Here is a 26,652-nt window from a genome sequence, read left to right on the forward strand (position 1 = left end):
CGCTACTCCGGCCGGCGCTCCGGCTCGGCGTCCCGCACGTCGTCCAGCGGCGGCGTGGAGGTCTTCTCCACGCCGGAGCCGTTGGCCGAGCCCGAGCCGTTGGCCAGGCTGAGCTCCTTGGTGGGGAAGGCGACCGGCGGGCGGGTGGACGGGGTGCGGCGGGCGGAGCCGGTCCAGGCCGGACGCGGCGGGCGCTTGACGACCCCGCGGAAGACCTCGGCGAGCTCCTCCTTGTTCAGGGTCTCCTTCTCCAGCAGCGCCAGCACGAGGTTGTCCAGCACGTCCCGGTTCTCCACCAGGATCTCCCACGCCTCGTTGTGCGCGGTCTCGATCAGCTTCTTGACCTCCTCGTCCACCAGCCCGGCGACCTCCTCGGAGTAGTCGCGCTGGTGGGTGATCTCCTTGCCCAGGAAGGGCTCGGAGTGGTCGGAGCCGAACTTGATCGCGCCGAGCCGCTCGGTCATGCCGTACTGCGTGACCATGGCGCGGGCGGTGGCCGTGGCCTTCTCGATGTCGTTCCCCGCGCCGGTGGTCGGGTCATGGAAGACCAGCTCCTCGGCGGCGCGGCCACCCATCATGTACACCAGCTGGTCGAGCATCTCGTTCCGCGTCGTGGAGTACTTGTCCTCCTCGGGCAGCACCATGGTGTAGCCCAGGGCCCGGCCGCGGGAGAGGATCGTCACCTTGTGCACCGGGTCGGCGTTGGGAGAGGCCGCCGCGACCAGGGCGTGACCGCCCTCGTGGTACGCGGTGATCATCTTCTCCTTGTCGCTCATGATCCGGGTCCGCTTCTGCGGACCGGCCACGACACGGTCGATCGCCTCGTCGAGGAACTTGTTGTCGATCAGCTTGGCGTTGCCCCGGGCGGCCAGGAGGGCCGCCTCGTTCAGCACGTTGCTCAGGTCGGCGCCGGTGAAGCCGGGCGTGCGGCGGGCGACGGCGCTGAGGTCGACGTCGGGCGCGACGGGCTTGCCCTTCTGGTGGACCTTGAGGATCTCCAGCCGGCCCTGCATGTCGGGACGGTCCACGGCGACCTGCCGGTCGAAGCGGCCGGGCCGCAGCAGCGCCGGGTCGAGGATGTCGGGGCGGTTCGTCGCCGCGATGAGGATCACGCCGCCCTTGACGTCGAAGCCGTCCATCTCGACGAGCAGCTGGTTCAGCGTCTGCTCGCGCTCGTCGTGGCCGCCGCCCATGCCGGCGCCGCGGTGGCGGCCGACGGCGTCGATCTCGTCGACGAAGACGATGGCCGGCGCGTTCGCCTTGGCCTGCTCGAAGAGGTCGCGGACCCGGGAGGCGCCGACGCCGACGAACATCTCCACGAAGTCGGAGCCGGAGATCGAGTAGAACGGGACGCCGGCCTCGCCGGCCACGGCGCGGGCCAGCAGCGTCTTGCCGGTGCCGGGCGGCCCGTACAGCAGGACGCCCTTCGGGATCTTGGCGCCGACGGCCTGGAACTTCGCGGGCTCCTGGAGGAACTCCTTGATCTCCTGGAGCTCCTCCACGGCCTCGTCGGAGCCGGCGACGTCGGAGAAGGTGGTCTTCGGGGTGTCCTTGGTGATGAGCTTCGCCTTGGACTTGCCGAAGTTCATCACACGGGATCCGCCGCCCTGCATCTGGTTCATCAGGAACAGGAAGACGATGATGATCAGGAGGAACGGCAGGATCGACAGCAGCATCCCGACGAACGGGTTCTGCGACTTCGGCGAGACGGTGTACCCGTCCTGGAGCTCGCCCTCCTGGAACTTGTCCTGGAGCACGTTGGCGAGCTGCTCGCCCTGGCCGTCGATGTAGTCGGCCTGGACCTTGTCACTGCCCTCGATCTCGCGGCCCTCGCGGAGCTGGACCTTGATCTGCTGTTCGTCGCCTGTGGTGAGCTCGGCCGAGGTGACCTGGTCACGCTCGATCGCCTGGACGACCTCGCCGGTGTCCACGCTCTTGTAGCCCTCGGAGGAGCTGAACACCTGCATGGCAAAGATCACGACGAGGACGACCAGCACGATCCACAGCACTGGTCCACGGAAGTAGCGCTTCACGTCCATCCATACGGGGCGGCGCGGGCCCCGTCCCTCCTGCCACGAGTGAGGTGTCCTGGGTCGGCCGAATACGCGCCCGGCCTAACGCGACGGTACCCCAGCCGCGCAACCCCGCGCCGCCGGGCGCCGAGCGCCGGAGGGGTCCCCTTGCGTCTCCCCTGCTCTAACGGTAAGCCACCTCATGGTGTTCCCGTCCAGTCGCGGATGGTCGCGACCGGTCACGACCGTGGCCCCAACGATCGACATCAGGCCACGTTCGGACACGCGCCGGCCGAGCCTCGGCCGCGCGCCCCGTCACGCGCCTACGCGTCGGACTCCGCCTGCCCGTAGACGTGGGGCGCGAGGGTCGCCACGAAGGGAAGGTTGCGGTACTTCTCCGCGTAGTCCAGGCCGTACCCGACGACGAACTCGTTGGGGATGTCGAAGCCGACCCACTCCACCTCCAGGGGGACCTTCGCGGCGTCGGGCTTACGCAGCATCGTGCAGACCCGCAGCGAGGCCGGCTCGCGGGTGCCGAGGTTGGTCAGCAGCCAGGAGAGCGTCAGCCCGGAGTCGATGATGTCCTCGACGATCAGGACGTGGCGGCCCTTGATGTCGGTGTCGAGGTCCTTGAGGATGCGCACCACGCCGGAGGACTGGGTGCCGGCGCCGTAGGACGACACCGCCATCCAGTCCATCGTCACCGGCGTGGACATCGCCCTGGCCAGGTCGGCCATGACCATGACCGCGCCCTTGAGGACGCCGACCAGCAGCAGGTCCTTGTCCTGGTACTCCGCGTCGACCCTGGCGGCCAGCTCCACGAGCTTGGCGTCGATCTCTTCCTTGGTGATGAGCACCGACTTCAGGTCGGTCCCCAGGTCCGTCTCTCGCACCCGCCCTGCTCTCCGCTGCCGCTCGCGTTGGTGGTACCGGCGCCGTGACCGGCTCGGCGGGCGGGGGCCGGCTACCGTCCCGCTCGCTGGAGGACCAGTCTGCCACCCTGCCTCCGCGCCTCGACGCGGCCCGGCAGGTTGAGCGGGCGCTGGCCGCGCCACGCGGTGATGAGGCGGTCGGTCTCCTCGATGTGCCGGGCGAAGAGCGAGCCGGCGGGGGCTCCGGCGGCGATCGCCGCCAGCCGCAGGACGCGGCGGCGCACGGCGGCCGGCAGGTCGGAGAGGGCGGCGACGTCGAGGGCGCCGTCGGCGCGGCGGGCGGCGCGCAGCGCGCGGCCCGCCCAGTCGTCGAGGGCGTCGGCGTCGTCCCGCGACAGGCGGGCGGTGCGCGCCAGCGCCTCCACGACGCCGCGGCCCAGCGCCTTCTCCAGCACGGGCAGCGCCTCGTGGCGCACGCGGGAGCGGGTGAAGGAGGGGTCGGCGTTGTGCGGGTCGTCCCAGACGGGGAGGGACTGGACCAGGCACGCCTTGCGCGTGGTCTGCCGGTCGATGCCGAGGAACGGCCTGCGGTACCGGTGCGGCGTGCCCGGGACGCGGGAGGCGGCGGAGCCGAGGGGCGGCTGGGCGCCGAAGGGCGTGTGGGCGCGGGGGGCGGGGGCGCCGACCGGCTCGTGCGCCGTGTCGGCGTCGGGGGGCGCGGGGGAGCCGAGGGGCCCCGGGGTGGGCCCGGCGAGGCCGGGGAAGGACGTGGCCATGCCGGACAGGGAGCGGATGCCGGACCCCCTGGCGAGGCCCAGCAGCACCGTCTCGGCCTGGTCGTCCCGCGTGTGGCCGAGGAGGACGGCGGCGGCGCCGTGCCGCTCGGAGGCGGCGTCGAGCGCCGCGTACCTGGCGCTGCGGGCGGCGGCCTCCGGGCCGCCCTCGCGGCCCACGGTGACGGCGACGGAGTCGACCGGGGCGAGGCCCATCGCGATCAGCCGCTCGACGACCTCGCCGGCGCGGGCCGCGGAGCCCGCCTGCATGCCGTGGTCGACCGTGACGGCGCCGGCGGCCAGGCCCAGGCGGGGGGCCTCGAACGCGAGCGCGGAGGCGAGGGCCATCGAGTCGGCGCCGCCGGAGCAGGCGGCCAGCACCAGCGGCCGGGCCGGGGCGCCCGGCCCCGCGGTCCCCGGCACTCCGAGCTCGGCGAGGATGTCGTGGAGGGTGCGGCGGACCGCGAGGCGTATCGCCGCGACCGCGGGGTGGGGACCCATATCCGCATCACTTCTTTCTGGGATCTTCCGAAGGCTACGGCCGAACTCTGTCACTGTGGGTGTGTAAATGGTGACAGAACAGCGGAGTATCCCGAGCATCGCACGCCAGGTAACGCGCCACGGTCCCTCGTACGGGTGATATCGCGGGCGTTCGGCCCCGTGTGGCCGTCGAGCGCACGAGGATGCGCGCCGCGCGACGCGGCTATGCGGTGTCGAGCCGCACCCGTGCGACCCACCGTTCGGGTTTGGCGATCTCCTCGCTGGTGGGCAGGGTGTTCGGCGAGGTCCACACGCGGTTGAAGCCGGCCATGCCGGCGCGCTCCACCACCTGCCGGACGAAGCGCTCGCCCTCCTTGTACTGGCGGAGCTTCGCGTCCAGGCCCAGCAGCCGCCGCAGCGCCCGGTCCAGGCGGCCCGCGCCCGTCTGACGGCGGCGGGTGAACTTCTCCCTGATCTCCGACACCGTCGGCACGACGGCGGGGCCGACCCCGTCCATCACGTAGTCCGCGTGGCCCTCCAGCAGCGACATCACGGCCGTGACCCGTTCGAGGATCGCGCGCTGCCGCGGCGTCTGCACCAGGTCGACGAACGCGATGCCGCTGCCGCCCGCCCGCTCCTCCGCGGCGGCGTCCTCCCGCAGGTCCTCCTGCCGTTGGTCCCGCTGGTCCTGGCCGCGGCCGGTCAGGGACTGCGCGGCCTGCCGCAGGCGCTCCACGAGCGTGCCGGGATCGACGTCGGTCTCCCGCAGGAACGCCTGGATCTCCCCCTCCAGATGGTCCTTCAGCCACGGCACCGCCGTGAACTGGGTGCGGTGGGTCTCCTCGTGCAGGCAGACCCAGAGGCGGAAGTCGTGCGGCTGCACGTCGAGTTCGCGCTCCACGTGCACGATGTTCGGCGCGACGAGCAGCAGCCGGCCGCCGCCGCTGGCGGCGGGGAGCTTCGGGCTCGGCGGGGCGAAGGTCTCGTACTGGCCCAGCACGCGGGAGGAGAGGAACGACAGCAGCATCCCGACCTCGACGCCCGTCACCTTGCTGCCGACCATGCTCAACGCCGCGCCGCCCGGCGAGGCCGAGCGCCGCTCGCGCACCCGCCGCATCAGCGGCTGAAGCACCTCGCGGAAGCCGGCGACGTTCGCCCTGACCCAGCCGGGGCGGTCCACCACGAGCACGGGGGTGTCCGCGCCGCCGGTGTCGAGCCCGGTGAACTCGCGGACGTGCCGTTCGGAGGTGACGGCGTGCCGCCGGAGCTCGGCGACGACCGCGCGGGCCTCCTCGCGGCTCACCTCGGGCCCTGGGCGGGCGAAGCGGGTCGCGGTGGCGACCGCGAGATTCCAGTCCACCAGCTCTGGTGCGCCGAGACTCGTCATGCCGTCAACGGTACGGCCCCGGGGCCGGGAGCGTTAGTGCGGTTTGGTGCGGTCAGGTGCGGGTCGGGGTGGGCTCGGGGCTTTCCCTGAGGCGGGGGCCGGTGCCCGCCGCCCCGGGCGGTGCCGCGGGCGGCGGGTCAGGGAGGACCGGTCGCGCCGCGGGGCGCAGGGCGCGGCGGGTCAGTGGCAGGAGCAGCTCGCCAGGGTCGCGGCGGCGGCGTCGAGCGCGGCCTGCGCCTCGACGGGGCCGACCGTGGCGTCCGCGAGGAACGCGAACGCCAGCACCCGGCCCTCCGGCGTGACGGCGGTCCCGGCGAGGGTGTTCACCCCGGTCAGGGTCCCCGTCTTGGCACGGACCAGGCCGGCGCCCGCGCTGGCCGCCGTGCCGGCGGACGGGTCGTAGCGGTCGGCGAGGGTGCCGGTGAAGCCCGCCACCGGCAGGCCGGTGACCGCGGCGCGCAGCTCGGGCCGGTCGGGGCTCGCGGCCACGCGGAGGGTGTCGGTCAGCAGCTCGGCGGTGAGGCGCCCCGTGCGGTCCAGGCCGCTGGCGTCGGCGATCCGCGCGCCCTCGCGCGGCACGCCCAGCTCGCGCAGCCGCTCCGTCATGACGCGGCCGACGCCGTCGGCGTCGCCGCCGTGACCCGCCGCGACGGCGGCGACCCGCGCCAGCGCCTCGGCCAGGTCGTTGTCGCTGTGGGTCAGCATGTCCTCGACGAGCGTGGAGACCGTGGCGGAGCGGTGGATGGCCAGCCGCTCCGCGCCGTCGGGGGCGGACCCTCGGACGGGGTCGGCGGCGTGGTCGACGCGGATGCCGGCGACCCGCAGCTCGCGGGCGAAGGCGGCGGCGGCCTCGGCGGCCGGGTCCTCGGCGCGGGGCGCGGGGCCGTGCCGGCTGTCGTCGAGACGGCCGGCGTTCATCTGGAGCGGGGTGATCAGGGCGAGGTTGTCGTTGACGCCGATCGGGTGACGCTCGGTGGCGTAGAGCGAGACGTCGTAGCCGACGGCCACCCCGGCGACGCCGCGCTCCGCGAGCGCGGTGGCGGTGCGGTCGGCCAGGACCGAGATCTGCTCGGGCGTGAGGGTGGTGTCGCCGCCGCCGACGAGGACGACGCGGCCGTGGTCGTCGTCCCACACGACGGTGGTGGACAGCCGGTGGTCGGGGCCGAGGACGTCGAGGGCGACGACGGAGGTGACGAGCTTGATGGTGGAGGCCGGCGTCCTGGGGCTCGCGGCGTCGTCGCCGTAGAGGCGCTCCCCCGTGGTCAGGTCGACCACGGAGCCGCTGGCGCCGCCGGGGCCGAGCGCCGGGTCGGCCAGGCTCGGGCCGAGGGCGGCGGCCAGCGCCGCGTCGCCCGGCGGCGGGCCGGCGTCGCCGGTGGCGGGGGCGAGCACCTGCGCGGCGGCCGGGAGGGCGCCCTCGCCGGCCTCGCCGGGCCGCGCGCCGCCCTCGCCGCCCTCGTGGTCCTGGGGCAGCCCGTCGGCGTCGTGGCCGTCCCCGCCGCTCGCCGGGGGCGCCTCCCCCGCGGCGGCGGCCTGCCGCTCCGCGACCCGCTGGCCCGCGTCCCAGGGGCCGGAGAGGGCGACGGTCAGCGCGGCCAGCGCCAGCCCGACCGCCGCGGAGGCCGCCACCACGCGCGCCGTCTCGCGGTCGCGCCCCAGGGTGGGGTCGAGGCCGGCGTCAAGGTCTCCGTCCCGGCCAGCCAGCCGACGCCACCACGCCACCATCCATGACCGACATGTCCGCCACACCTGTGCCGCCGTGCGCACGCCCCGACCAGCCCCTTTCGCGAGCACATACCTGCGTGAGGGACACTTAACCACCTGTCGCGTGCACAGAGCAGTTAACGGTTAAGGAGTGCCCCCGTGGAATTCGACGTCACGATCGAGATCCCGAAGGGTTCGAAGAACAAGTACGAGGTGGACCACAAGAGTGGCCGGATCCGACTGGACCGCCACCTGTTCACCTCCACGGTCTACCCGGCGGACTACGGTTTCGTGGACGGCACGCTGGGTGAGGACGGCGATCCCCTCGACGCGCTGGTGCTCCTGGAGGAGCCGACGTTCCCCGGCTGCCTCATCCTCTGCCGGGCCATCGGCATGTTCCGGATGCGGGACGAGGCGGGCGGCGACGACAAGCTGCTCTGTGTCCCCGCCTCCGACCCCCGGATGGAGCACCTGCGCGACATCCACCACGTGTCGGAGTTCGACCGGCTGGAGATCCAGCACTTCTTCGAGGTCTACAAGGACCTGGAGCCCGGCAAGTCCGTCGAGGGCGCGAACTGGGCCGGCCGGACCGAGGCCGAGGCCGAGATCGAGGCCTCGTACAAGCGGTACGCCGAGGCGGGCCAGCACCACTGACCCACCGGCCGCGGGACGTGAGCGCGGGGGCGGCGACGAGGCCGGTCCCCGCGCTTTCTGACGTCCCCACGCCGCGGGCCGCCGGACGTCGCGTGCCGCCGGGCGCCACGCGTCGCCGAACGGTCGCGTGTGGTCAGAAGCCGCGCGTCCGCTTCGCGCCGCGGCGGCCGATCGGGATGAACGCCACCGCCTCGCTCGGCGCGCGCATGAACAGACGCGCCAGTTCGCCACCGAGGTTGACGCCGATCGCGATCGCGAGGGCCAGGGTGATCGCGCGGAGCAGGAAGTCCAGCCCCGTGTTGACGTTGCCCTGGGCGAAGCCGAGCAGGCCGAGGTAGACGGCGCTGCCGGGCAGCAGCGGACCGATGGCGGCGGTCACGTAGGGCAGCGACGAGGTGAACCGGAACCGGGAGAAGAGCTGGCCGAAGAGGCCGACCATCCCGGCCGCCACCGCCGTGGCCGCGAACGGCGAGAGCCCCGCCGTGCCGTGCATCGCGCCGAACACGACCCAGGCGATGCCGCCGTTGAGGGTGGCCGCGAACAGCGTGCTCTTCTCCTGTTGCAGGAGCACACAGAAGGCGAGCGACAGCAGCAGTGCCGCGACCAGTTGGACGGCCGGCCGGTTGACCCGCGCCAGGTGCTCCGGGTCGAGCGAGACGCCGGAGGTCTCGCCCGCGTAGAGCACGACCAGCACGCCGCAGATGATGCCGACGGAGAGGTAGATCACCTCCAACAGGCGGGCCGAGGCCGTGAGGTAGTACCCCGTCAGCCCGTCGTGGACGCCCGCGACCAGGGCGCGCCCCGGGATCAGCGCGAAGATCCCGCCCGTGATCATCGCGGCGGCCTGCACCTGCCCCTGGCCCGAGGGGTGCGCCGCCGCCCAGACGATCCCGACCGCGGCGGGAGCCATCGCGAACGCGACGAACTGATAGAACTCGGGGAGCGCGCGGCTCGCGGCCAGCCACGCCAGCCGGTCCCCGAGCATCGCACCGAGCGCCGCCAGCACCGAGACCCACCAGTCGCCGCCGACCAGCACGCTGGCCGCGCCCGCCAACATGCCGCTGGCCGCCGTGAGCTGCCACTTGCTGTACGGGTGCCGGTTGCGCCGGATCGTGGCCAGCCGCCCGTACGCCTCCTCCAGCGTCACGCTGCCCTCGGTGATGTCGGCGACGAGCCGGAAGACGGCCGCCAGCCGGGTGTAGTCGGTGCCCCGGCGGCGCACGGTCCGTTCGAGTGAGACGGGCGCGTCCACCAGGGAGGGCTGGTGGGTGACGGAGATGAGGGTGAAGGTCACCGTCACCTCGCACCGGTCGAGGCCGTAGGCCTGCGTGACGCCGAACATGGCCGCCTCGACGTCCTCGGCGCCCTCGCCGCCCGCCAGCAGCAGCTCGCCGATACGCAGCGTCAGGTCCAGCACGCGCGGCACCGGCACGGCCGCCTCGGCCTCCGCCTCGGCCGCGAGCTCGGGCGCCGGCCGCTCCGCCAGCGGCAGCCGGACCAGCGTCCGCATCCGGTCCTGCCAGGGCGTGCCACGCGCGAAACGCGGCACGCCCTCGGCCGGCGTGAAGTCCTGGGCCTGCTGGCTCGGCCCGTACTCGCTGTGGGGCGGGGAGGGTCGGGAGAGGGTCAGCCCCTCCGGCACGGCGAACTCCGAGGTGGTCTCGGCCTCGCTGGGGGGAGGCGGCGGCCTGAGCCCTTCCGGCACGGCGAACCCCGAGGTGGTCTCCTCCTCGCCCCGCTCCCGTTCCCGCTCCCCACCCACGACCGGGCCACTCCTCTCACGCCGTTTGAGCCGTTTCGCCGCGTTTCATCGTGCTTCGCGGCCCTCACGGCGAGCATAAGAGGTGTCGTGGCGCTACGCGTCGGCGCGGGCGGCGTTGGCCACCACCGCGTCCCGTACGTAGGCGGCCAGTCCGGGACGGACCGCCTCGTAGGGGGCCGCGAACCGCTCGTCGTTCACGAAGAGCTCGCCGACGCCCGCGTGGACCTCGTGGGAGCACGTGTAGAAGTAGCGACAGACGTGCTGGCGGTGCTCCTCGGCGAGGTCCATCGCCGCCTCGGTCTCCGGGCCCGCGCCCGAGTCCAGCAGCGCGGCGAAACGGTCGGTCAGCTCGTCGCTCTCGCGCCGGATCCGCAGCCAGTCCTCCTTGCCGTACGCGGCCGTCCGGCGCCGCGACTCGCGGTACGCGTCGGTGTCGCCCCAGCGGCGTTGGATCTCCTCGCCGTGCTGGCCGGGGTCGAAGTCCCCGAAGACCTCGAACCTCTCCTCGGGGGTGAGGGTGATTCCCATCGTGCGTGCCTCCATGGCTCGTTCGACGGAGGCGACCATGGCCCGCAGCCGCGCGATCCGGCCCGTCAGCAGCCCGTGCTGCCGCCGCAGGTGCGCCAGCGGGTCGGCGGCGGGGTCGTCGAGCAGCGTGGCGATCTCCTCCAGCGGGAAGCCGAGCTCCCGGTAGAAGAGGATCTGCTGGAGCCGCTCGACCTCGGCCTCGCCGTAGCCGCGGTGGCCCGCGGGGCCGCGCTCGCCGGGGACGAGCAGTCCGATCGCGTCGTAGTGGTGCAGCGTCCGCACCGACACGCCGGCGATCCGCGCCAGCTGGCCGACGGTGTGGGCCACGTCCGCCTCCTCGGTTCGTTGGTACGGCGACCACGGTGCATCCTCACGTCGCGTGAGGTGCAAGCGGCGCGTCGCCGGAGGGGCGCGCGCGGCGGGACGGCCAGGGCGGCCGGGGCGGCGGGAGCGACCGGGCGGCGGACGGCGGACGGCGGAGTGGCGGACGGCGGGGCGGGGCGGGGCGGGGCGACGGCGCGCTCAGCCGCGCCGGCCGTCGCGCAGCTGCGCCGCGACCTCGCTCTCGTGGTTCGCCTCCCGCACCCGGTCGCGCAGCGACGGCTGTCCCTCCGCCTGCTCCGCGCCTCCCTGCCCCTGCGCCTGCCCCCGCGGCTCCGACAAAGGCCCGGCCTCGGGCTCGTGCTGCTCGGGCTGATCAGGCTGCTGCACCGTCTCCCTCCTTCCCGCGAGCCGACGGACCCTTCCAGGGTCCCTCCATCTGCTAGTGGCCGGGTGGAAACGACACGGTAACGAGACGAACGGCCCGAGCGGTCGTCCCGACGGGACAGGGGTCTCGGGAAACCGGCACGACGCCGTTCGCCGACCCGCGATGAGTTTCGGGCACGGGCCCGGTCCAACACTTCGACACACCGCAGACGGCGGTTCCCGACCACGGGGACCGCGGAAGTTGAGGAGCAGCACCGTGACCGTCACCCAGGAGATCCCCGCCACCGGTCGGTACGCCGAGGTCAACGGCATCAGCCTGTACTACGAGACGCACGGCGAGGGCCGGCCGATGATCCTGCTGCACGGCGGGCTCGGGTCCGGTGAGATGTTCGCGCCCGTGCTGCCCGCGCTCGCCGAGCGGCACCAGGTCATCACCGTCGACCTCCAGGGCCACGGCAGGACCGCCGACATCGACCGCCCGCTCGACGTGCGGCTGATGGCCGACGACGTCGCCGCGCTCATCGACCACCTCGGGCTGGAGCGGCCCGACGTCGTCGGATACTCCCTCGGGGGCGGCGTCGCCTTCCACACCGCGGTCAGACACCCGGAGAAGGTCGGGCGGCTCGTCGCCGTCTCGGCGATGTTCCGGCGGAGCGCGACCTATCCGGAGATCCTCGCGCAGCAGGCGCAGGTGGGGCCGGAGGCCGCCGAGTTCATGAAGGAGACCCCGATGTACGAGCTGTACCAGCGGGTCGCCCCGCGCCCGGAGGACTTCCCCCGGCTGCTCGGGAAGATCGGCGAGGCGATGGCGCGGGACTTCGACTACGAGGAGGAGGTGCGCGGGCTGCGCGTGCCCACGCTGATCGCGGCGGCCGACGCCGACATGGCGCCGCCGAGCCACTACGTCGAGGTCTTCGGCCTGCTCGGCGGCGGCCAGCGGGACGGCGGCTGGCAGGGCGAGGGCCGGCCCGGGGGCGGCCACGCGCTGGCGATCGTCCCCGGCCGGACGCACTACGACCTCGCGGTCTCGCCGCTGCTGGTCGCCAACGTGCTGGCGTTCCTCGAGCGGTGAGTGCCCCGGCCGGCGAGTCCCCCGGCCGGTGAGCGCTCCGGGAGGGCGGACCCGCTAGTCTGCGGCCTTACACGGCCGTGTCACCACGCCGCTCGACCGTCTGACCGGCACACCGTCTGACGGCCTGACCGGGACGACGACGTGAGGGACGACGTGACGGACGACGGGTGTCGGACGAGGGCGTCCGACGACGGGCGTGGTCGTGAGGGGACGGTCGACGAGGAACGGCGGACGGGGCGGAGAACCGCCACGCGTCCGGGAAGCGCGGGGGGTTGAGACGGGTGTTCGGGATCGTGCGTCCGTGCCGGCATCGACTGCCGGAAGGGCTGGCGGAGGAGTGGAAGGGCCACCTGTGCGGGCTCTGCCTGGCGTTGCGCGGTGAGCGCGGCCAGGCGGCCCGCGCGGCGACCAACCACGACGGGCTGCTGATATCGGTGCTGTACGCGGCGCAGGCGCGCCCCGTCAGTGACGAGGAGGGGTGGCGCAGGGCCGGGCCCTGCCCGTTGCGCGGCATGCGGCGCGCCACCGTGGCCCGGGGCGAGGGCGCCCGGCTGGCGGCCGTGGTCTCGCTGGTGCTGGCCTCGGCGAAGATCCGCGACCACGTCGCCGACGGCGACGGCGCGCTGGCGCGTCCCCTGGTCGCGGCGGCGGCGCGGCGCGTCGCCAGCACCTGGGAGACGGCCGGCACCCGCGGCGGCGAGGGCCTGGGCTTCGACGCGGGCGTGCTGGTCGCGGCCGTGGAGCGGCAGCAGGAGGTGGAGGCCCTGGCCGGCCCCGGCACCTCGGTGCTGGCGGTGACGGAGCCGACGGAGACGGCGGTGGCCGCCGCCTTCGCGCACACCGCCGTGCTCGCGGGGCGGCCGGAGAACGGGGAGGCGCTGGCGGAGGCCGGCCGGCTGTTCGGGCGGGTGGCGCACCTGCTGGACGCGGTCGAGGACCTCGACGCGGACCGGACGGCGGGCGTGTGGAACCCGGTGACCGCCACCGGGACGCCGCTGGCGGAGGTCCGGCGGCTGTGCGACGACGCGGTGCGCGGCATCGCGCTGGCGCTGGCCGACGTCGCGTTCACCGACGACCGGCTGGTGCGCGCCCTGCTGACGGGCGAGTTGGAGCACGCCGTCCACCGCACCTTCGCCCACGCCCAGCCTCCCGGCCAGCACAACCCCTTCGGCCCGCACGGGACGCCGTACGTCCCGCCGGGCGCGGAGTACGAGAGCCGGCGCGAACGCCGTCGGCGCAAGCGTGCGGAGCGACGGGCCCGCCGGCAGCAGCGGCGGCGGGGCCGCGACTGCTCCGACTGCTGTGACTGCTGTAGCTGCGACTGTTGAGGCGGGCCTGCCGGGACGCGACCGGCGACGCGCGACCGGCGAGACGGGGGCGAGGAGACCCGGCTGCTGAGGAGAGACCGGTGAGGCGCGCCCGGTGAGGCGCGGGCGTCAGGACTCCGGCGGCGCCGTGTAGGCGACGGTGGTCCGGTCGGCCATGGCCTGGGCCGTGGCCTGGTCCTCGCCGGCCGCGACGTTCGCGTCGCACCACAGCTCGCTGCTCAGGGCGACGAAGCGGACGCCGTCGTCGGAGGACAGCCAGGCCGCGCTCTCCTCCGGGTCGACGGCCCGCGCGGGCGAGGACAGGTGCAGGGCGAGGCCCATCAGCGTGAGGTCCCAGCCGACCCCGACGGCGCCGGGGCCGAACTGCGACCAGTGCGCGTCGTCGTCGGGGCCGACGTGCTCCAGCCGCAGCAGCGTGCCCGCTCGGCCGCCCGCCAGCTCGGCCGGGCCCAGCCGCAGCGCGATCCCGCTGACGTTGTCGTCGAACTCCCAGGTGGCGGCGAAGCCGTGGGGCGGGTCGCAGCTCTCGACGGTGCCGCCCGCGTTGCCCTCCAGCTGGTACCGGCCGCCCAGGCGCAGCTCGCCCGAGACGGGCAGGAACCACCGGGGAATCCGCTCGGGGTTGGTGCAGGCGTCCCAGACGTCCTCGACGGGGGCCTCGTAGGGCTGGCTGAGGGTGACCACGCGGGCCTCCCCGGCCTGGAGGGCGCGGCGGCCGACCTCGCGGCGGACGGCGTTGATCTGGGTGGTGACGTCGATGTCGATCACGGTGCTGGCTCCTTGGATCGGTCGGTCCTCGGGGGTGCGCGTGGCGTGCGCGGGCCCGCGGTCCCCCGCTGCGGCGGCCCCGGGCCTCAGCTGTCCGAGGGGCGGATCAGGTGGGAGAAGGCGTCGAGGTTGCGGGTGGACTCGCCGCGGGCGGTCCGCCAGGCGTGTTCCTTGCGGATGGCGCTGGCGAAGCCGAGTTCGAGCAGGGTGTTGAACGAGCCGTCGGCCTGCTCCAGCACCGTGCCGAGGACGCGGTCGAGCTCCTCGGCGGTGACGGCGGCGATCGGGAGCCGGCCGACGAGGTAGACGTCGCCGAGCCGGTCGAGGGCGAACGCCACCCCGTAGATCCGGGTGTTGCGCTCCAGCAGCCAGCGGTGGACGCCCTCCTGGTTCTCGTCGGGGCGGCGGATCACGAAGGCGTTGACCGAGAGGGAGTGGCGGCCGAGGCGCAGCGAGCAGGTGGTGGAGAGTTTGCGGGTGCCGGGGAGGGTGACGACGTAGTGCCCCGGCTCCGGGCTCTCCCAGCTCGCGCCCGTGTCGGCGAGGCCGGCGAGGGCCTCCTCGATGACCTCGCGGGGTTCTGCCATGGGCCGATGGTAGGCCGCCGACGCCCGCCCGGCGCGCGGAGGGCGCGCCCGTCCGCGACATGCCCCGAACGCAACTGTCAACCGTTGGTTGACATCGCTCAGACTGTCAACCTACGGTTGACGCATGGACGCCCAACGACAGCCCGCACCGCCGGCCCCGATCCGACTCGACGACCTCATCGCCGCGATCAAACAGGTCCATGCCGAACCGCTCGACCAGCTCACCAGCGCCGTCGTCGCCGCCGACAACCTCGGCGAGGTGGCCGACCACCTCGTCGGCCACTTCGTCGACCAGGCCCGCCGCTCCGGAGCCTCCTGGACCGAGATCGGCCGGAGCATGGGCGTGACCCGACAGGCGGCGCAGAAGCGCTTCGTGACGAGGGAGGGCGACGCGGCCGGCGACCTCGACCCGCGGACCGGCTTCGCCAACTTCACCCTCCGCGCGAAGAACGTCGTCATGGCCGCGCACCACGAGGCGCGCGCCGCGCGCGGCTCCGAGATCCTTCCCGAACACCTCGTCCTCGGGCTGCTGCACGAGCCCGAGGCCCTGGCCGCCAGGGCGATCACGGACCAGGGCGTCTCGTTGGACACCGTCCGCGCGGCGGCGGCCGACGCCCTGCCCACGGCGGGCGCGGCCGGCGCGACGGAGGACGGGGAGGAGGCGGAGGCGCCCGAGCTCGTTCCGTACGGGGCGAGCGCGCGCAAGGCGCTGGAGCTGACCTTCCGGGAGGCCCTGCGCCTGGGCCACAACTACATCGGCACCGAACACCTCCTCCTCGCACTGCTGGAGAACGAGAACGGCTCGGGGGTGCTCAGCGGCCTCGGCGTCGACAAGTCGGCCGCCGAGGCCAGCATCGCGCGGGCGCTGGCCCGCGTCGTCGGCGGCGGCTGAACGACGGGGTACACGGCCGCGTGAACGGCCACGGCCACCGCCTCCCCCGCGTGGGGGAGGCGGTTCGTCGGCACGCACGACGTGGCGCGGGCTCGCCGGCGGGAGCGTGGAGCCATGACCGACCACGCGACCTCCGTCAGGCCCCTCGACCCGCCCGTCACGGCCTCGGCCCCGCCCGCCCCCACCGGCGGCGACGGCCGAGCCGAACGCGCCCGCCGCGCCGTCGCCGCGTTGCGGCTCGTCGCCATCGCCGCCTGCGTGCCCTACCTCGGCCTCAAGACCGCCTGGCTGGCCGGCAGCCACGTCGGCATCCCCGAGGGCAGCGAACTGACCAGCGGCGACGGCCAGACCATGCTGTACGCCCTCAACCTGCTGACCGTGGTGATGGACGCCGCGGTCATCGTCCTCGTCCTCGCCCTCACCCAGCCCTGGGGCAGGCGGCTGCCCGCCGTGCTGACCCTGGCCCCGCTGTGGGTCGCCACCGGCCTGCTGGCCCCCATCGTCCTCGGATTCCCGGCGACGCTGCTGGCCGACGCCCTCGGCGGCGGTGGCGGTGGCGGTGACGTGAGCGGCACCGGCTCGGACGGTGAGCCCGCCCTCGACGCGTGGGTCTTCACCGTCGTCTACACCGGCTTCAGCGTGCAGGCGCTGGCGCTGGGCGGCCTGTTCGCCTTCTATGTCAGGGCGCGCTGGAGCCCCGTGCTGCGCGGCCGGCTCGCCGAGCTGCCGCTCCCCGCGCGGCGCACCCCCGCCGTGGCCGCGCTGCTGACGCTGCTCGTGCCGTTCACCGTGCACCTGCTGTGGCTCGCGGGCTCGACCGTCGGCCTCAACGACGCGCAGCGGGAGCAGGACGCCACCTCCTTCCACGTCGTCGAGGCCACCGAGGTGCTCTTCGTGCTGACGGCCGCCGCCGCGGTGGTGTTGCTGGCCCTCCGCCCGGCCCGCTTCGCGTCGCCCCGGCTCGCCTCGGCCCGGTTCGCGTCGCCCCGGCTCGGCACCGTCGTGGCGACGGCCTGGATCAGCGGCTCGGCGCTCGCCTGCTGGGGCGGCTGGATGCTGCTGACCAACGCCCTCACCTTCCCCAGCGCCGAGCCCGGGGAGCGGAGCACCCCGCTGGCCCTGCTGACCTACGCTGGCCAGATGATCGCCGGGCTGCTGGTCCTCGCCCTTCTCGCCCGTCCGCTCGCCGAGCGCTGGCGGACGCTCGTGGCGTCCCGGACGGCGTGACCGTGTCCTCGACACGGGCAGCGGCCACGGCCGCGGGGCGGCGTCCGTGAACACGGCGACGGCGCCGCCGCGCACCCGACGCGCAGGGCTCGCCCGCCTGGCCGCCCGCTGGGTCCACCTGCTGCTCGGCGGCGCCCTGCTGATGCCCTACTTCCTCCTGCTCTTCGTGACGCTCGGCATCGCCTTCCCCGAGTCCGCCACCACGACGAACGTCCTGTGGCAGCTCGCGGCCTACGCCCTCGCGCTGCCGCTCGTCGCGCTGACCGGCCTGCTGCTGCCGCTGGTCCGGCCTCTGGAGGCCGAGGCGGTGCGGGCGCTGTGCGGCGTCCCGGCGGAGCGGCTGGCCACGGGACCGGCCCGCTCGTGGGCGGCGCGGCGGCGCGCGGCGGTGTGGTTCACGGCGCACCTCGGGATCGGCGGGCTGCTCAGCGGCGTACTGCTGGCCGTGCCGCCGATGGTCGCGGTGCTGCTGGCGCTGCCGTTCTCGGCCGGCGTGCGCGGCAGCCGGTTCGGCGGCCAGCTCGGCGCGTTGACGGAGCACGCGTGGCTCGCGCCGGCCGCCGGGCTGGCCCTGCTGGCGGCGCTGGTCGCCGTCCTGTCGGCCGGGGCGGCGCTGCTGGCGCGCGTCGCGCCCGCGCTGCTCGGCCCGACGCCCGCCGACCGGCTGGCGGCGGCCGAGGCGCGGGCCGCCGACCTCGCCGCCCGCCACCGGCTCGCCCGTGAGCTGCACGACTCCGTCGGCCACGCGCTGAGCGCGGTCAGCCTCCAGGCGGCCGCCGCCCGCCGGGTGCTGGCCGCCGACACCGACCCGGCGTTCGTCCGCGAGGCCCTGGCGGCGATCGAGGAGACGGCGCGCGGGGCCGTCGGAGAGCTGGACACCGTCCTCGGCCTGCTGCGCGAGGAGGAGCCCGCCGCCCGCGCCCCCACCCCCACCCTCGACGGGCTGGACGCCCTGGTGGAACGGACCCGCGCCGCCGGGCTCACGGTCACCCTCACCGACACGACGGCCGGCCGGGCCGCCGCGGCGCCGGGCATCGTCTCCCGCGAGGCGTACCGCATCATCCAGGAGGGCCTGACCAACGCGCTCCGCCACACCGGGCCGGTGGCGGTGACCGTGCGGCTCGGCATCGACGACGAAGGGCTGACCATCGCCATGGAGAACCCGCTCCGCTCCCCCACGAGCCCTTCCCGGGGCGGCCGTCCCGGCCCGTCCCGCTCCGACCCCTCGGCGCGGCGCCCCGGCGGCGGCCGGGGCCTGCGCGGCGTCGCCGAGCGCGCCGCGCTGCTGGGCGGGGGCGCCGAGTGGGGCGCCGCCGGGGACCGCTGGCGTCTGCTGGTGCGGCTGCCGCTCGGAGGCGGCGCCTCGTGACCGCCGACAGCCACGCCGCCGACAGCCACGCCGGCGACAATCCCGACGGCGACAACCCCGACGGGCCGGCGGCGGACCGGCTGCGCGTCGTCATCGCCGACGACGAACGCCTGGTGCGCGGCGCGCTGCGCGCCATCCTCGCCACCGAACCCGACATGGAGGTGGTGGGCGAGGCCGCGACCGGCGCGGAGGCGGTCTCCGTCGTGCGCGAACTGGCGCCGGACGTCGTGCTGATGGACGTGCGCATGCCGGAGGTGGACGGCATCCGCGCCACGGAGCTGCTGCTCGGCACGATGGACCCGCCGCCGCGCGTCGTCGTCGTGACGACCTTCGAGAACGACTCCTACGTCTACGAGGCGCTGCGCGCCGGCGCCAGCGGCTTCCTCCTCAAGCGCTCCGCCGCCGAGGACCTCGTCGAGGCGGTGCGGCTCGTCGCCCGCAGCGACTCCCTCCTCTTCCCCGCCGCCGTCCGCGCGCTGGCCGCCCACCACGCCCGCGACCGGCGCGGGCGCGCGCTGCGCGACCGGCTGACCGGACGGGAGGCGGACGTGCTCCGGCTGGTGGCCGAGGGCCTGACCAACGCCGAGATCGCCGCCCGCCTCGCGATCGGCCCGCAGACCGTGAAGACCCACGTGGCCTCGCTCCTGGCGAAGCTCGGCGCCCGCGACCGCGTGCAGGCGGTCATCGCCGCGTACGAGCACGGCTTCGTGACCCCGGGCCAGTACCAGGCTGAACGGACCGGGCCGGCCCGCGACGCGTTCGAGCAGGCCCGAGGCGCCTGCGCACCCCCGCGTCGGGGCCACGACGTCGCGGACGGACCGTGACGCTGTCCCCCCGTCAGCTCCGGCACGGCTCGGGAGGCGGCGCCTCGTGGCCCCCCACACGCTGCTCCCCGGGCACGGGGGCACCCGCGGGCTCCGCGGCACCCGGAGCACGGCGGACGGAGGACTCGGCCTCGCGGGCTGACGACCGACGACAACGCGACCGGAGACACGGACCGGACCCCGGGGAATCCCCCGGGGTCCGAGCGTCCGAGGCGCGGGGGTTGGGAGCTCCGGCCGTCTGTGCACCCGGAAGGCCCGGGAACCGGTGGCCGAGGGCCCGGCTGAGAGGAGCCGAACGGCGTCGGAACCCACCAGGGGTGCCGCAGCAGCCGCCAGCCGTACACCGCCGCCACCACCCACAGCGGCCCGACGGCACGCGAACGGTGGGGGAACCGGGCCTGGGAGGTCCGGGCGACCGGCGCCCGGGAGAGTCGGGGCCGCCTGCGGCCGGGACCCGGGGCTCAGGACCGAGGGGGTTCGGGCCCCGGGGGCAGAGCCGAACGGCGTCGGAAACCCGCCGGCGACGCCGCAGCAGCCCTCAGCCGTGCACCGCCGCGCGCAGCGCCGCCACCGCGCGCGTGCGGTACGCGCGGGCGCGGTGGTCGGCGAGCGCGTTCTCGTACACGGAGAGGGTCGCGGCCGCGGTCGTGCCCCAGCCGAAGCGGCGGGCGTGGCGGGCCGCGGCGGCGCCCATGCGGGGCGAGAGCGTGGGGTTCTCGGCGAAGCGGCGCAGCGCGCGGGCGTAGTCCACCGGGTCGTGCCCGTCGACCAGGAAGCCGGTCACGCCGTCGCGCACCACGACGGGCAGGCCGCCGACGGCCGCCGCGACGACCGGCGTGCCGCAGGCCTGCGCCTCGGCCGCGACGAGCCCGAAGGACTCGCTGTGCGAGGGGACCACCAGCACGTCCGCCGCCCGGTACCAGTCCGCGAGCCGGGCCTGGCCGACCGGCGGGTGGAAGCGGACGATGTCGGCGATGCCGAGGCGGGCCGCGAGCTTCTGGAGGCCCTCGGGCCGCTCCAGGCCCGACCCCGAGGGGCCGCCGACGACGGGGACGACGAGGCGCTCGCGCAGCCCGGGGTCGTCGTCGAGCAGTTCGCGCACCGCGCGCAGCAGGACGTCCGGCGCCTTCAGCGGCTGGATGCGGCCGGTGAAGAGCGGAACGAGCGCGTCGCGCCGCAGCCCGAGGCGCGCCCGCGCGGCCACCCGGCCGACGCCCGCGCTCTCCACGGCGCCGTTTCCGGGGTGGAAGACGTCGAGGTTCACGCCGGGCTGGACGACGGCGGTGCGCTCGGGGTCGGCGTCGTAGTGGTGGAACAGCTGCGCCGCCTCGTCCGGGGTGTTCGCCACGAGGCGGTCGGCGTCGCGCGCGAGCTGGCTCTCGCCGATGATGCGCACGGCCGGCTCCGGGGTGTCGCCCTCGGCGAGAGCCGCGTTCTTCACCTTCGCCATGGTGTGCATGGCGTGGACCAGCGGCACGCCCCAGCGCCGGGCGGCCAGCCACCCGACCTGGCCGGAGAGCCAGTAGTGGGTGTGGACGAGGTCGAAGTACCCGGGGCGGTGGGTGGCCCAGACCTGGGTGAGGCCGTGGGCGAAGGTGCACAGCTGGGCCGGCAGATCCTCCTTGCGCAGCCCCTCGTACGGCCCGGCGTCGACGTGCCGCACCAGCACGCCGGGCGCCAGCGGCACGGCGGGGTCGAGGCCGGGGGCGGTGGCGCGGGTGAAGATCTCCACCTCGATGCCGAGTGCGGCCAGCTGACGGGAGAGTTCGACGACGTAGACGTTCATGCCGCCCGCGTCTCCCGTCCCCGGCTGGTGCAACGGGGAGGTGTGCACGCTGAGCATCGCGACCCGGCGGATCGGGCGGATCTGTGGCACGGAGCCTCCTGACGACGGCCGTCCCTGCGGCGGTTTCCGCTGGCTTCCTTGCCAGAGCATTTCCTATCTATCTGATAGGAAACCTCCGGGGGTAGCCATCACGCTGGAACGACACGCCACGCCCCGCTCTTCCCGTTTTGCAGAAACGTTACGGCCGTCACGTCGGCCCGCCGCAGGACCGCTACCCTCGGCAGCGTGCCCGAGGGCTACGTGACCAGGGGAACGACGGGCCCCAACCGACTGCGGCGGATGGACCGCTGGATCCTCGCCACCCACGCCGCCACCCTGCGCCGCGCGCCCCACTCCCCCGTCGCGGTCGACCTCGGCTACGGCGCCACGCCGTGGACCGCCGTCGAACTGCTGGCCCGGCTGCGCCGCCTTCGGCCCGACGCCCGCGTCGTCGGCGTCGAGATCGACCCGGCCAGGGTCGCCGCCGCCCGCCCGTACGAGCGCGAGGGCCTCACGTTCCTGCGCGGCGGCTTTGAACTCCCCCTCCCCGGCGGCGAGCGCCCCACCCTCGTCCGGGCCGCCAACGTCCTGCGCCAGTACGAGGAGACGGAGGTCCCCGCCGCCTGGGCCCGGCTCTGCGGCCGGCTCGCGCCGGGCGGCCTCCTCGTCGAGGGCACCTGCGACGAGATCGGCCGCCGCCACGCCTGGCTCACCCTCGGACCCGACGCCGTCCCCCGCACCCTCACCCTCGCCGCGCGCCTCGCCACCCTCCCCACCCCGTCCGCCCTCGCCGAACGGCTCCCGAAGGCCCTGATCCACCACAACGTCCCCGGCCAGCCGATCCACCGCTTCCTGACCGACCTCGACCGCGCCTGGGCCGCCGCCGCGCCCTACGCGCCGCTCGGCGCCCGCCAACGCTGGATCCACGCGGCCCGCGCGCTCGCCACGGCCTGGCCGCTGACGGACGACCCACGCCGCTGGCGCCAGGGCGAGATCACCGTCCGCTGGGAGGCGGTGGCGCCGAGCTGAGCCGGCACCGGCCGTCGTTCCGTGCCGTGCCGGCCCGGGTCACGCCCCCGTGATGCGCTCCACGAGCGCCCACACACCGGTGGCAGGGTTCACCTCGTGTTCGGTGCCGCGCCGCGCGAGCCTGCGGGCGCGAGGAACAGCCTCGGGCCAGCCGCTCTGGAAATGACGGAAGGCGGGTCGCTTGTCGTAACCGGACAGATGCTTCTTCAGGTATGGCAGTAGCTCGCGATACGTGCGGGCGTGAGCCGTGTGCTTGCGGAAGTGCAGCAGCAGCCAGAGCTCGAAGCACGGGTTCGACACCGCGACCTCGATCCCGACTCGGCGTGCCTCGGCGACGGCCCGCGCGACGTCGGGAAACTCGTCGACGTCGAACACGCACCAGACCTGGTCGAAGTCGTCCGGGGCCAAGGCCCTCAGCTCGACGGCGTGGGCCACCAACTGGGTCGGAGACACCGGCTTGTTTCTGATCCTGACCGTCACGGCGGGGTTGGCGACGTGCCCGACCAGGCCACGCAGGTAGTCGCCCTCCGTGGCGCGTGAGCCGCAGACCACGAGCAGCCGGTCGCGGGGCGCGCGTCGCCCCGGCGGACTCCGGCGCAGGTCGGACTCGAAACGCGGCCCCTTACGCTCACTCCCCCGGTTCCGCGCCATCCGACTCCGACCTCCCCCGTGCGGCCACGGCCTCCTCGAAACGGTCGTCGCTCAGAAACGGGACCGCGCCGTAGCTCCCGCCGAGGTACCGCCGCTCCCGGTTCTCCTCCAGGCGCGGCTTGAAGTCGGAGAGCGGAAAGAGCCGCGTCTCGCCGTACTCGCTCTTCTCGACGAACCAGACCTGGTCCCGCTTGAGGATCTCCTCCCCGCCCATGCGCCCGAGCAGACTGGCGTCGTGGGTGGTGACGAGGAGCTGGCCACCGTGGGGGTTGGTCGTGGGCTCCTGGAAGAGTCTGATGATGTGGGCCGTCAGCCTGGGGTGCAGGCTGGCGTCCACCTCGTCGATCACGAGAAGGCCACCGCGCTCCAGCGACTCGAAGATCTGAGGGGCGTAGCCCAGCAGGGCGACAGTCCCCTGCGACTGGTCGGCGAGGGCCATACGGGTGGCCCCACGGCGGCCACGCTGCTCGACCCAGACACGGCGGGTGCCGCGCGTGCCAGCGCCCACAAGCCGAATCACTAGCTCGTCCCCGTTCGCCGTCATCTGCCTCGCAACCCGCTCGTCCTGGTCCGCCCGCAGCCGCCGGTGTGCCTCCTCCGTCGATTCGACGCCGACGCCCTCGATGCCGAGGTCGGCCGCCCGCAGCAACGCCGCCACCGACGCGGCACGGATGTCGTCCGACAGGTACTGGGCGGCCATCATCTCGACCCGCTGCACGTCTGTGCTCGGGAGTGGCGCGAGGCGCTGGACGAACGCGTCGGGTGCGGCTCCGCCCGTACGGAAGCTCAGCGCCCCAAGGAACCACTGGTACACCGCCTGCACGGTCTCCTGTCGCGACCGAGCGGCGACCGTCAGGAACAGGGCGTTGGGCTCGGTGATGCTCGCGACCAGCTCCAGCTCCTTCTTCGGCACGTGGTCGCCGAAGGCGATGCCCTCGGGTGTCCGTTCGAAGAGCTTGCGGCGGCGGCCGTGGGGATAGGCGTGGAGCCATTCGTCCAGCACCCGCTCGTCGTCGACGCTGAAGCCGTAGGTGTACCGGACGTCCTCCAGCAGCAGGTCGACCACGTACCACGACGGGCTCTCACGCCCCTCGGCGTCGAGCGCGAACGGCTGCCTGACCAGGCCACCACCCGGCTCGGCCTCGTGGTGGGAGCGGCGCACCAGGTGGGCCATGAAGCGCAGCGCGTCGACCACGTTCGACTTCCCCGCCGCGTTGGCGCCGAAGACGGCGGCGACAGGGACGGCCTCCCAGGCCGCCCCCTCGGGCCGATCCGCCTCGTAGACCGGCGTCAACGTCAGCTGCTGCTCCTCGTGCAGCGAGCGATGGTTCCTCACCCGGAAGCTCAGCAGCATCCCGATCACCTCATACGAGAGGCTACACCCCGTTCTGCACGGAAAAACCGCGAACAGCGGGTCAAACAGGCCTCAGGCGACGCCCTCCAGCGTCGCCAGCGCCTCGTCCAGCAGCGGCCGGTTCAGCGGGTGGGTGAGGAGGGCGCGGGCCTCCGGTGGTGTGAGCCAGCGCAGGGCGTCGACCTCGCCGTTGGGCTGGAAGTGGCCGCCGAGGGCCTCGGCGGCCCAGTAGTGGACGACCTTGGGCCGGTCCCTGACCAGGTAGCGGGCCGTGCTGAGGGGGGCGCCGAGACGGCAGGCCATGCCCGTCTCCTCCCGCACCTCGCGGACGGCGGCGTCGGCCGGGGTCTCGCCGTCGTGGAGCTTGCCCTTCGGCCACGACCAGTCGTCGTACTTCGGGCGGTGGACGAGGCACACCTCGATCCCCTCGCCGTCGTGGGCGCGTCGCCACAGCACGCAGCCGGCGGCCTCCACCACCCCGTGCTGTTCAGCTGCCGTTGGCACGACGGCGTCTCCGTTCCTCGATGAGGGTCTCCTGGAGGTTGGCGAGCGGCCGGCCCTCGGCGTCCTCGGCGTGTCGGGTCCACGCGCCGGAGGCGTCGAGGTGCCAGGAGGCCGTCGTGTCGGCCATGCCCCGGTTGAGCAGGCCCACCAGGGAGCGGCGGTGGCCCGGGTCGGCGACGCGCAGCAGCACCTCGATGCGGCGGTCGAGGTTCCGGTGCATGAGGTCGGCGCTGCCGAGCCACACCTCCGCCTCGGCGCCGTCGGGCGCGGTGCCGCCGGCCGCGAAGGCGTAGACGCGGGAGTGTTCGAGGAAGCGGCCGAGGATGCTGCGCACGCGGATGTTCTCCGAGAGGCCGGGCAGTCCCGGGCGCAGCGTGCAGATGCCGCGCACCCACACGTCCACGGGGACGCCGGCCTGGGAGGCGCGGTAGAGGGCGTCTATCACGTCCTCGTCCACGATGGAGTTGACCTTGATCCGCACCCAGGCCGGGCGGCCGGCGCGGTGGTGCTCGACCTCCCGTTCGATGCGTTCGACCAGCCCGTCGCGGAGGGTGCGGGGGGCGACGAGCAGCCGCTGGTAGTCCTCGTGGCGGGAGTATCCGGAGAGGCGGTTGAAGAGGTCGCCGATGTCGGAGCCGACGACCCGGTCGGCGGTGAGGACGCCCAGGTCCTCGTAGAGCCTGGCCGTCTTCGGGTGGTAGTTCCCCGTGCCGACGTGGACGTAGCGCCTGAGCTCCTCGCCCTCCTCCCGGACGACGAGGGAGAGCTTGCAGTGGGTCTTCAGCCCTATCAGGCCGTAGACGACGTGGACGCCGGCCTCCTCCAGCTTGCGGGCCCAGGTGATGTTCGCGGACTCGTCGAAGCGGGCCTTGATCTCCACCAGGACCAGGACCTGCTTGCCGGACTGGGCGGCGCTGATCAGGGCCTGCACGATCGGGGAGCGGCCCGAGGTGCGGTACAGGGTCTGCTTGATCGCCAGCACGTCGGGGTCGGCGGCGGCCTGTTCGAGGAACTCCTGGACGGAGGTGGAGAACGAGTCGTACGGGTGGTGCAGCAGCACGTCGCGCTGGCGCAGCGCGGCGAAGATGTCCGGCGGGGAGGCGGACTCGACCTCGGCGAGGTCGCGGTGGGTGCCGCCGACGAACTTCCGGTACTTCAGCTCCTGCCGGTCGAGGGCGGCGATGTCGCCGAGGCCCGTGAGGTCGAGCGGGCCGGGGAGCGCGATCACCTCGTCGCGGCTGATGCTGAGCTCCCGCACCAGCAGGTCGAGGATCTCGGGGTCGATCGACTCCTCGACCTCCAGGCGCACCGGCGGCCCGAAGCGGCGGCGCTGGAGCTCCTTCTCCAGCGCCTGGAGGAGGTTCTCCGCGTCGTCCTCCTCCACCTCGACGTCCTCGTTGCGCGTGACGCGGAAGACGTGGTGCGCGGTGACCTCCATGCCGGGGAAGAGGGCGGAGAGGTGCGCGGCGATCACGTCCTCGACGGGGACGTACCGCTGCGGGGACGCTTCGAGGAAACGATCCAGCAGCGGCGGGACCTTCACCCGGGCGAAGTGGGTGTTGCCGCTGGCCGGGTTGCGGACCTCGACGGCGAGGTTGAGGGAGAGTCCCGATATGTACGGGAACGGGTGGGCGGGGTCGACGGCCAGGGGCGTGAGGATGGGCAGGATCCGCTGCCGGAAGAGGGCGAAGAGGCCGGCGCGCTCCTCGTCGGTCAGCTCGGGCCAGCGCAGCAGGTGGATGTTGTGCTCGGCGAGGCGGGGGGCGACCTCCTTCTGGTAGCACGCGGCCTGGCGGGCCATCAGCTCGCGGGAGCGGGCGCGCAGCGACCGCAGCAGGTCGCGCGGGAGCTGCCCGGTGACGGGCAGGGTGGCGACGCCGGTGTCGATGCGGCGCTTGAGGCCCGCGACGCGGACCATGAAGAACTCGTCCAGGTTGCTGGCGAAGATGGCGAGGAAGTTGGCGCGTTCCAACAGGGGGGTGGTGGGGTCCTCGGCCAGTTCGAGGACGCGCTCGTTGAACGCGAGCCAGCTGCGCTCCCGGTCCAGGAAGCGGTCCGGGGGCAGCGACGTCTCGTCCTCCGGGACCTCCGGCGGCGGGACGGCGACGGCTGGGTGGGGGGCGGCGACGGCGCTCCCGCCGTTGCCGCCGTTGTCGCTCGCGCCACGACCGTCGCCGGTGGCGCCCCGCGCGTGCCGGTCGAGGCCGGGCGCGCCGGAGGCGGGTCCCGGTACCGCGCCGCGCGAGGCCGGGGCCTCACTGTCCGCTTTCCCTCTCATGTCCCCATTGTCACGCACTGTGGGCGGACGCGACATCCCTCCGGGGGACCCGGGGCCGTCGGGG

General features: G+C 74.3%; 22 protein-coding genes and 2 pseudogenes. 8 read left to right on the forward strand and 16 right to left on the reverse strand.

All coding sequences use genetic code 11. The features are described from left to right. Window positions 1-2: 2 nt before the first annotated feature. The 6 genes and pseudogenes from ftsH to dacB all read right to left on the reverse strand — a co-directional run bounded on the left by ftsH (window position 3) and on the right by dacB (window position 7,291). Window positions 3-2,039: an ATP-dependent zinc metalloprotease FtsH gene (gene ftsH / locus ACTWP5_RS03350; protein WP_443219161.1), complete on the reverse strand. Its 2,037-nt coding sequence runs from the start codon at window positions 2,037-2,039 to the stop codon at window positions 3-5. A 296-nt stretch (window positions 2,040-2,335) separates the two neighbouring features. Next, a complete protein-coding gene (gene hpt, locus ACTWP5_RS03355) occupies window positions 2,336-2,905 on the reverse strand; it encodes a hypoxanthine phosphoribosyltransferase (protein WP_443219162.1) in 570 nt (189 codons plus the stop codon). 71 nt (window positions 2,906-2,976) lie between these two features. Next, window positions 2,977-3,498 (reverse strand): annotated as a pseudogene (locus tag ACTWP5_RS03360) (TilS substrate-binding domain-containing protein); the annotation flags it as partial. Window positions 3,499-3,651: 153 nt separating this feature from the next. Further along, window positions 3,652-4,158 (reverse strand): annotated as a pseudogene (gene tilS, locus ACTWP5_RS03365) (tRNA lysidine(34) synthetase TilS); the annotation flags it as partial. 202 nt (window positions 4,159-4,360) lie between these two features. After that, window positions 4,361-5,524, reverse strand: a complete 1,164-nt coding sequence (locus ACTWP5_RS03370) for a zinc-dependent metalloprotease (RefSeq protein ID WP_443219163.1) — start codon at window positions 5,522-5,524, stop codon at window positions 4,361-4,363. Window positions 5,525-5,704: 180 nt separating this feature from the next. Further along, window positions 5,705-7,291, reverse strand: coding sequence for a D-alanyl-D-alanine carboxypeptidase/D-alanyl-D-alanine endopeptidase (gene dacB, locus ACTWP5_RS03375; protein WP_443219164.1), 1,587 nt, complete (start codon window positions 7,289-7,291; stop codon window positions 5,705-5,707). A 96-nt stretch (window positions 7,292-7,387) separates the two neighbouring features. Between dacB and ACTWP5_RS03380 the strand changes: the two genes are divergently transcribed. Next, window positions 7,388-7,882, forward strand: a complete 495-nt coding sequence (locus ACTWP5_RS03380; RefSeq protein ID WP_443219165.1) for an inorganic diphosphatase — start codon at window positions 7,388-7,390, stop codon at window positions 7,880-7,882. Between the two features lie 133 nt (window positions 7,883-8,015). On the opposite strand, the gene ACTWP5_RS03385 is transcribed toward ACTWP5_RS03380, so the two are convergent. The 3 genes from ACTWP5_RS03385 to ACTWP5_RS03395 form a co-directional block, all read right to left on the reverse strand. Next, window positions 8,016-9,644, reverse strand: a complete 1,629-nt coding sequence (locus ACTWP5_RS03385; RefSeq protein WP_443219166.1) for a threonine/serine ThrE exporter family protein — start codon at window positions 9,642-9,644, stop codon at window positions 8,016-8,018. A 93-nt stretch (window positions 9,645-9,737) separates the two neighbouring features. Continuing rightward, window positions 9,738-10,499 carry a MerR family transcriptional regulator gene (locus tag ACTWP5_RS03390; protein ID WP_443219167.1) on the reverse strand — a complete coding sequence of 254 codons (762 nt, stop codon included), beginning with the start codon at window positions 10,497-10,499 and terminating at the stop codon, window positions 9,738-9,740. Window positions 10,500-10,694: 195 nt separating this feature from the next. Continuing rightward, window positions 10,695-10,883, reverse strand: coding sequence for a hypothetical protein (locus tag ACTWP5_RS03395; RefSeq protein WP_443219168.1), 189 nt, complete (start codon window positions 10,881-10,883; stop codon window positions 10,695-10,697). A gap of 253 nt (window positions 10,884-11,136) precedes the next feature. On the opposite strand from ACTWP5_RS03395, the gene ACTWP5_RS03400 reads away from it, so the two are divergent. Together ACTWP5_RS03400 and ACTWP5_RS03405 are read left to right on the forward strand one after the other, a co-directional pair. Then, window positions 11,137-11,952 carry an alpha/beta fold hydrolase gene (locus ACTWP5_RS03400; protein WP_443219169.1) on the forward strand — a complete coding sequence of 272 codons (816 nt, stop codon included), beginning with the start codon at window positions 11,137-11,139 and terminating at the stop codon, window positions 11,950-11,952. A gap of 281 nt (window positions 11,953-12,233) precedes the next feature. Then, entirely contained in the window at window positions 12,234-13,280 is a 1,047-nt protein-coding gene (locus ACTWP5_RS03405; RefSeq protein WP_443219170.1) for a DUF5685 family protein, read from the forward strand. Window positions 13,281-13,388: 108 nt separating this feature from the next. On the opposite strand, the gene ACTWP5_RS03410 is transcribed toward ACTWP5_RS03405, so the two are convergent. Both ACTWP5_RS03410 and ACTWP5_RS03415 read right to left on the reverse strand, forming a co-directional pair. Continuing rightward, window positions 13,389-14,048 carry an SRPBCC family protein gene (locus tag ACTWP5_RS03410; protein WP_443219171.1) on the reverse strand — a complete coding sequence of 220 codons (660 nt, stop codon included), beginning with the start codon at window positions 14,046-14,048 and terminating at the stop codon, window positions 13,389-13,391. 86 nt (window positions 14,049-14,134) lie between these two features. After that, the gene (locus tag ACTWP5_RS03415; protein WP_443219172.1) at window positions 14,135-14,635 is read right to left on the reverse strand and encodes a YbjN domain-containing protein; all 501 of its coding nucleotides are present in this window, start codon (window positions 14,633-14,635) and stop codon (window positions 14,135-14,137) included. Between the two features lie 124 nt (window positions 14,636-14,759). Between ACTWP5_RS03415 and ACTWP5_RS03420 the strand changes: the two genes are divergently transcribed. The 4 genes from ACTWP5_RS03420 (at window position 14,760) to ACTWP5_RS03435 (ending at window position 18,947) form a co-directional block, all read left to right on the forward strand. Continuing rightward, window positions 14,760-15,527 (forward strand): Clp protease N-terminal domain-containing protein, encoded by a 768-nt coding sequence (locus tag ACTWP5_RS03420; RefSeq protein WP_443219173.1) that lies wholly within the window; start codon window positions 14,760-14,762, stop codon window positions 15,525-15,527. Between the two features lie 114 nt (window positions 15,528-15,641). After that, window positions 15,642-16,754: a hypothetical protein gene (locus ACTWP5_RS03425; RefSeq protein ID WP_443219174.1), complete on the forward strand. Its 1,113-nt coding sequence runs from the start codon at window positions 15,642-15,644 to the stop codon at window positions 16,752-16,754. Window positions 16,755-16,896: 142 nt separating this feature from the next. After that, a complete protein-coding gene (locus ACTWP5_RS03430; protein ID WP_443219335.1) occupies window positions 16,897-18,123 on the forward strand; it encodes a sensor histidine kinase in 1,227 nt (408 codons plus the stop codon). A gap of 80 nt (window positions 18,124-18,203) precedes the next feature. Further along, window positions 18,204-18,947, forward strand: coding sequence for a response regulator (locus ACTWP5_RS03435; protein WP_443219336.1), 744 nt, complete (start codon window positions 18,204-18,206; stop codon window positions 18,945-18,947). A 538-nt stretch (window positions 18,948-19,485) separates the two neighbouring features. Here ACTWP5_RS03435 and mshA read toward each other — a convergent pair. After that, window positions 19,486-20,790, reverse strand: coding sequence for a D-inositol-3-phosphate glycosyltransferase (gene mshA / locus ACTWP5_RS03440; RefSeq protein WP_443219337.1), 1,305 nt, complete (start codon window positions 20,788-20,790; stop codon window positions 19,486-19,488). A gap of 282 nt (window positions 20,791-21,072) precedes the next feature. Between mshA and ACTWP5_RS03445 the strand changes: the two genes are divergently transcribed. Beyond that, the gene (locus tag ACTWP5_RS03445; RefSeq protein WP_443219338.1) at window positions 21,073-21,801 is read left to right on the forward strand and encodes a class I SAM-dependent methyltransferase; all 729 of its coding nucleotides are present in this window, start codon (window positions 21,073-21,075) and stop codon (window positions 21,799-21,801) included. 39 nt (window positions 21,802-21,840) lie between these two features. On the opposite strand, the gene ACTWP5_RS03450 is transcribed toward ACTWP5_RS03445, so the two are convergent. From ACTWP5_RS03450 to ACTWP5_RS03465, 4 genes are all read right to left on the reverse strand, one after another. Then, window positions 21,841-22,353 (reverse strand): RloB family protein, encoded by a 513-nt coding sequence (locus ACTWP5_RS03450; protein ID WP_443219339.1) that lies wholly within the window; start codon window positions 22,351-22,353, stop codon window positions 21,841-21,843. Window positions 22,354-22,429: 76 nt separating this feature from the next. After that, window positions 22,430-23,806, reverse strand: a complete 1,377-nt coding sequence (locus ACTWP5_RS03455; RefSeq protein WP_443219175.1) for an AAA family ATPase — start codon at window positions 23,804-23,806, stop codon at window positions 22,430-22,432. A gap of 72 nt (window positions 23,807-23,878) precedes the next feature. Beyond that, the gene (locus tag ACTWP5_RS03460) at window positions 23,879-24,310 is read right to left on the reverse strand and encodes an NUDIX hydrolase (RefSeq protein ID WP_443219176.1); all 432 of its coding nucleotides are present in this window, start codon (window positions 24,308-24,310) and stop codon (window positions 23,879-23,881) included. After that, entirely contained in the window at window positions 24,294-26,588 is a 2,295-nt protein-coding gene (locus ACTWP5_RS03465; protein WP_443219340.1) for an RNA degradosome polyphosphate kinase, read from the reverse strand. The genes ACTWP5_RS03460 and ACTWP5_RS03465 overlap by 17 nt, the downstream gene beginning before the upstream one ends. Between the last annotated feature and the right edge of the window lie 64 nt (window positions 26,589-26,652).

Source organism: Streptomyces sp. 4N509B (assembly GCF_052245655.1).
GTDB lineage: Bacteria > Actinomycetota > Actinomycetes > Streptomycetales > Streptomycetaceae > Streptomyces.